Source organism: Desulfovibrio sp., assembly GCF_047607245.1.
In the GTDB taxonomy this organism is placed as follows: domain Bacteria; phylum Desulfobacterota; class Desulfovibrionia; order Desulfovibrionales; family Desulfovibrionaceae; genus Desulfovibrio.
In genome coordinates, this window is record NZ_JASGDK010000093.1 from 1 (window position 1) to 6052 (window position 6052).

3 protein-coding genes are annotated in these 6052 nt (G+C 58.0%); all 3 read right to left on the reverse strand.

What is annotated here, in order from left to right; translation table 11 throughout:
• A partial coding sequence (locus QM579_RS07450; protein ID WP_414998538.1) for a thioesterase II family protein occupies window positions 1–353 on the reverse strand: 353 nt, incomplete at its 3' end.
• Between the two features lie 6 nt (window positions 354–359).
• Window positions 360–1712 (reverse strand): condensation domain-containing protein, encoded by a 1353-nt coding sequence (locus tag QM579_RS07455; RefSeq protein ID WP_414998539.1) that lies wholly within the window; start codon window positions 1710–1712, stop codon window positions 360–362.
• 3 nt (window positions 1713–1715) lie between these two features.
• A complete protein-coding gene (locus QM579_RS07460; RefSeq protein ID WP_414998540.1) occupies window positions 1716–6038 on the reverse strand; it encodes a type I polyketide synthase in 4323 nt (1440 codons plus the stop codon).
• Between the last annotated feature and the right edge of the window lie 14 nt (window positions 6039–6052).

The window sequence follows — 6052 nt, forward strand, 5'->3', positions numbered from 1 at the left end:
ACGCTGCCCAGGCTATGCCCGAACAATGCGTAGCGGACGTGTGAATGCGGCTCTATGGCGGCAGCAATGGATGCCGCCGCTTCAGGTATGGATTTGATAAAGGGTTCGCCAAAGCGCGAACCCCTGCCCGGCAGTTCCACCGGGCATACGCGGCAAGACTGCTGCAAGGGGCGCTGCCATTGACGGTACAGTTCGCCTGTACCTCCTGCATAGGAAAAGCAGAAAAGCAGCGGCAGGCTATTTTGCTGTTGCTCATAGCCGGGCAGCCAAGGGGACGGGCCGACGGAACCTGACAGAGCTCTGGCGGGGGTGCTGGCAGTATCTACAAAGGTTTTTTGGTAGTGCATGTCCATAAGGGGTCACCGTATGGTTTCTTCGTTGAGGTCGGCTAGTTCACTGATGCGATCGAGCGTTTCGCCGGAATTTTCGGCCAGGGTGATCAGTGTGCGCCGGATAAGTTCGGAAAATTTAATGATGGTCTCGTGCGTGAAGAAATCTTTGCAATAGATGAAGGCCACACGCAGGGCCGGGCCCGGGAAAACCATCATGGAGAGAGGAAAGCTGAGGTTGGAATTCATATAGGCCGCCCGGATAGAGAAATCCGCCTTCGTATCACCGCCTTCGCCCGTGGCCATGTTTTCAAAGATGAGATAGGAATTGTACGGAATCATGTCCGAATTCTGGCAGGGGCGCAGCCATGTATCCACAGGTACGTGGCGATGCTCCAGACTTTCCAGTTGCAGCCCGCGCAGCCCTTCAAGCCAGGTTGAAGCCGTCTGATTACCAGCGCAGTCGACATTGTAAGGTACGCCGTCAATCAACAGGCCAAAAACCTGTTCAATGCCGGATACTTCAACAGGCCGTGAGGCCGCAACGGTCAACATGAGAGCCCGTCTTTGCGGTGAAAGGCGTGAAAGTATCAGAGCCCAGGCACCCTGATACAGAACATTGAGGGTGACCCCCAGTTTGCGAGCCGCCGCATCAAGGGAAGCTGTCTCTTCTTCGCTGAACACCATATGGTATATCTGGTCGGCTTCCACAGGGCGCGATTCTTCTGGCAGGCGCATGAAGGGGAGCGGTTGCATCTGTGCAGTGGCCAGTTTTTCACGCCACCATGCAAGATCTTCACTCTGATCGCGCTTTTTAAACCACGAAACATAGTCTCTCATGGAAGGCAGCGGCGTCACATCTGGCGCAAACCCTTGCGCAAGTTCGTCGTAGGCTTGAGCAAAGTGACGAAAGGCCACGCCCAGTGACCATCCATCAAAAATGAGATGGCTCAGGGTGAGTGTAAGAACAAAGAGGTCGTCCCGCATTTTGTGCAGACATAACCGCATCAGGGGTGGCCTGCTGATGTCAAAGGGCGTTCTGGCATCTTCACTCAGAAAGGTCAGTACGCGTCCATTGCGCTCGTCCTCATCCAGCAGGCTGACATCGCGAAGTTCAAAAAACATAGTGGGTTCGGCATGCACAACCTGAAAGGCCTGGCTGGTGTCTTTGTGATGGATGGAAGTGCGCATGGCGGGGTGTCTGGTGATCACCACTTCCCAGGCTTTACGGCACAGCTCAGGGTCAACCTTTCCTTCAAGGTAGTAGGAATACTGTTGCTGAAAGGCCAGGCCGCTGGGCGTATGCTCTGAGCAGTCCAGCATGAACCGCTGCACAGGTGTGAGAGAGAATATTTCCTGAAGTTCTTTTTGGCTGGCTGACATACGCTATCCATTGATTTGGCTGAGGATGACATCAAGGTCGGACTCGGAAAGATCCGAATCGGCGAAATCGGCAACAACGTAGCGTGCGGCATGACTGTCACCCATGCCGGATTCGGCTACTGTTTCTACCGCTGTCATGAAAACCCGCAGAAAGGCGTTCCCCTGTTCTTCCGCCGGGGCGGGATATGCGACGCGCGCGTGCAGTTTGCCTTTTTCTGCCCAGCAGATGAGCTCGATTGCGCTGTCGCGTGTGGAGGAAGGCGGCCGCCAGGATCCGGCCCGCAACAGGGCAGGTCCGGTGTCTGGTTCGGCATGTCCGAGAGCCTGGTTCCCCATCCAGAAGAATGTGACATCCGCGGGGTACTGATTCTGCACATCCAGCCAAGGTGCGGATCCTCTTTGGGTAATAGCCCGCAGAATTTCCTTGAAATGAGGGATGGCCTCACTGGCTCCCATGCCCGAAGTTACGGGCACGGCATGCCGCAGGGCAAAGGAGCCGACTATGTTCACTGGGTTAGCCGAGTCGGTGATGAGGTGGCGGCCATCGCTCATAAAATGTGCAACGGGGCAGGTGAGTTCGTCGCTGCCAAGGCACAGACCCAAGGCCGCCGCCAGTAGTTCTTCTACCGAAGAGCGGCAGGTTGCCGCCGCTTTTTCAAGACGGAGATATGTTCCGTCAAGAGAGGTGGCGTCGATATGGTTGCGGTCGCATTCCTGCCCCGGGTCCCCAAAGATGCGGCGACCCGGTTTGGCCGCATCCTTGTTGGCAGAGGTATGCTCTGCTGATTTTTTGCTGTCCGGTGCTTCGGCGGCAGGCAGGTCTTCCAGCCAGAGTTTCCACGACCCGCAAGTCTGGGGCGGCAAAGAGCCGTCGCGCATAAATTGGAGGACATCCTGCTCCAGCAGGCTCAGAGAGGGCATATCGGCTATGGCCGCACGAATCAGCAGAAGTAGACGGGGTGCTCCGCCATTTTCGCCAGGCAGCAGAGTCAGGCTCCAGGCTTTCAGGCGTTCTGGTTGAAGCCGCGTGGCGGGCGCTGCGCAATCGCCGCGCATGATATCATTGGGCAAGTCGGGAGCTTCGGCCGCCACGGCACGGAGGTCGTCAACGTTGTTCAGAGCCCAGTCAACTTCTTTTGTTCCGGCCAGTCTGAGGTTGCCGTTCGCCCAACTCATACGCAAGGCGTCGTGACGTGCGGCGAGCGCCTGCGCCAGCTCTCCTGCTTGTGTGAGATTAAAATTGTCCGGGCAGATGAAAAGGCGGTAGTGGCAGGCCTGATCCTTCCCGTCAGCAAGCAGGGACGCAAGATAGGCGGGAGTGGGCACAGGCCCGGGCGTGGCTTCCCGAAGGATTTTTCCAGTATGCGCACGCTTTGCCAGTTCCTGAATGTTTCCTGCTTCAAAAACATCCTTGGAGGTAAAGTTGAGTCCCATTCCGGCAGCCTGACGAACCATCTGCATAACCTGGATGGAGTTGCCGCCCAGTTCGAGAAAGTCGTCCCTGATGCCGATATGATCTACGAACAATAATTCCTGCCAGAGTTTTACCAGGGTGCGTTCAACTTCTGTATCGGGGGGGATGCAGGCGTCGCGGCATGAGCGGGCGTATTTGTCCATTTCGCCCGTCTCACTTGCTCCCGGTACATCGCTTCCGCCGGGGTTGATCCAGTATCTGCGGGGGGTAAAGGAAGTCTCGGGCAGTGGGACACGATGCACATCCATTGGGGCGTAATACGCCTGCCAGTCAACGTCTCCGCCAAGCAGCCACACATCTGCGCCAATGTCTGCAAGCGTTCTTTCAGGCAGATCTGTGGGCGTAACTCCAGTTGCGGAGACTCCCAGTGGGTCCAGCCCGGGAATTATTTTCAGCTTGCCCCCGAGTTGTTGCGAGGCCAAAGAGCGCAGAACGTTGCCCGGGCCGACCTCAATGCCTACCTGGGCACGCTCGTGAAGAACGCTAAGACCTCCGGCAAACTGCACGGTGCCGCGCAGATGCTTGACCCAATAGTCAGGATTGGCTGCCTCGTCGCCGATCCATGTTCCGGTAAGGTTGCTGACATAGGGTATTTCCGGTTTACGCAGATTCATGCCGCGCATCATTTCGCGGAAAGGCTCCATGATAGATTCCATTGAGGCGGAATGGAACGCGTGTGACGTTTTTAACCAGGTGGCTCTTTGACCGTGCTCGGCGACCACCTCGGCGCAGACGCGAAGCCGCTCCTCAGGTCCAGTCAGGACGCAGTTGGCGGTACTATTGATCAGCGAGATTTCAATGCCGTCAAAGGCTGGGCCAAGCACCTCACGAACGCGCGAGGCATGAAGGGACACGACGAGCATCTTGCCGCGCGAAGCGCTTTGCATCAGGGTTCCGCGGCGCACAATAAGCCGCATCCCGTCTTCGGCTGAAAAAACTCCGGCAACGCAGGCGGCGGTGTATTCGCCGAGGCTGTGGCCGATCATGCAGGCAGGGCGGATGCCCCGGCCAAGAAGCGTTTGTGCCAGAGCGAGTTCCAGAGCGAAAAGCAGGGGCTGTGCGGTTTGCGTTTCCGTCAGGGCGTCAACAGCCTTGGGATCCTCTTTCCAGCAGCGCTCGAGCAGGTCTACAAGGTCCGGCCCGCCGGCGGCAACGGACAATGCCGAAAGTTCGTCCATATTGCGTCTGAAGTCCGCTTCCTCGGCGTAAAATGTTTGCGCCATACGTGGATGCAGGTTTCCCTGACCGGGAAAAAGAAAGGCCACAGGCTGGCCGGATCCTTCAACCACGCGAGGATGTACAGGGCTTGCGGCGAGTGCCTGGGAGGCCTCTTGCGCAGTGCGAACCATGAGTGCTCCCCGCAGTGTCTGGTGCCTGCGGCCAACAGCCAGTGTAAAGGCGGAGTCTTCAAGAGAGGCCCCATCGGCCACGCCGGAGAAATGTGCGGCCAGCCGTTCGCGGGTCAGGACAAATGCTGCATCATTGTGGGCGCTGAACAGGAGGGGCAGACGGGCACGGTTCGGTTTTCTATCTGGAACTGCGGGCGCATCCTGAAGGATGGCATGCACGTTTGTTCCGCCGATGCCGAAGGCGCTGACGCCGCCGAGCAGGGAAGCGCCGCCGGGGGGCAGATTGACGCAATCCTGACGGATGGCGAATGGGCCCAGGTCGCCAAAGGCGGGATTGGGCGTGATGAAGTTGGCAGTACCAGGTACCTTGGCGTGCCGCAGGCACAAGGTGGCTTTGGCGAAACTGGCCAAGCCTGCCGCCGCGTCCAGATGGCCTATGTTGCCCTTGAGTGAGCCGAGTATAATGGGGTGCTGCTGGCCGTCATGATGTGGCCCATAGGCTTTTTTAAGCGCGGCAACTTCGATTGGGTCGCCAAGGGGCGTAGCTGTGCCGTGCCCTTCGACAAAATCGACATCCTGCGGGGCAACTCCCGCCAGGGAGAGTGCCGCGCTGATGGCGTCTGCCTGTCCATTGACGCTGGGGGCAGCGTACCCCACCTTGTCAAAACCGTCGTTGGAGGCGGCAGTGGCCCGTACCACGGCGAGAATATTGTCCTTATCCTTTTGAGCATCGGCGAGGCGCTTGAAAAGAACCGCGATGACGCCATTGGCGAAAATGGTGCCGTTAGCATCCGCGTCATAGGGGCGGCAACGGCCATCGGGCGAACGCATACCACCGGGCAGGTAAATATAGCCAAGATTTTCCGGAAGCATGACAGTGCAGGCCGTCACAAGAGCGCGGTCGCACTCTCCCGCCAACAGGGCCTGGCAAGCCACATGAACGCTGAGCAGAGAGGAAGAGCAGGAAGACTGAACCGCCATGGCCGGACCTTTGAGGTCGCATTTGTAGGCGATGCGCGTGGCCAGGTAATCCTTGTCGCAGCCTATAACCGCTTCGGTTACATCCACGGCGCCAGACAAAATATGGTGGTACAGATAGCCAGTGAGATAGCCGCTCATGTCGGAGCTGGCATAAACGCCGGTGCGTAGGCCGTTACTGTCGCGTGGCTCGTACCCGGCGTTTTCAAATGCCCGCCAGCCGTATTCCAGTACCAGACGGTGCTGCGGGTCCATCACACTGGCATCGCGGGGCGAAAATCCGAAAAAATCAGCGTCAAAAAGGTCGTAGTCCTTCAATGTGCTGCGCATGGCCACATAGTCCGGTGCGTGTCTGCTTTGGGCGTGCAGGCCAGCAGCCAAAGCTTCGTCTGGTATGGGCTCCATGCTCTGCCGCCCGGCCGTCAGGTTTTCCCAGAATTCATTGACATCGCCTGCGCCGGGCAGGCGCGCGGCCATGCCGATAACGGCGATGCACCCTTCATCGTATTCATATTTTTTGTTCACAGGCTGGTTGCTCC

Coding starts and splice junctions, on each gene's coding strand:
- QM579_RS07455 (WP_414998539.1), bottom strand. CDS start 1,712: ATGTCAGCCAGCCAAAAAGAACTTCAGGAAATATTCTCTCTCACACCT.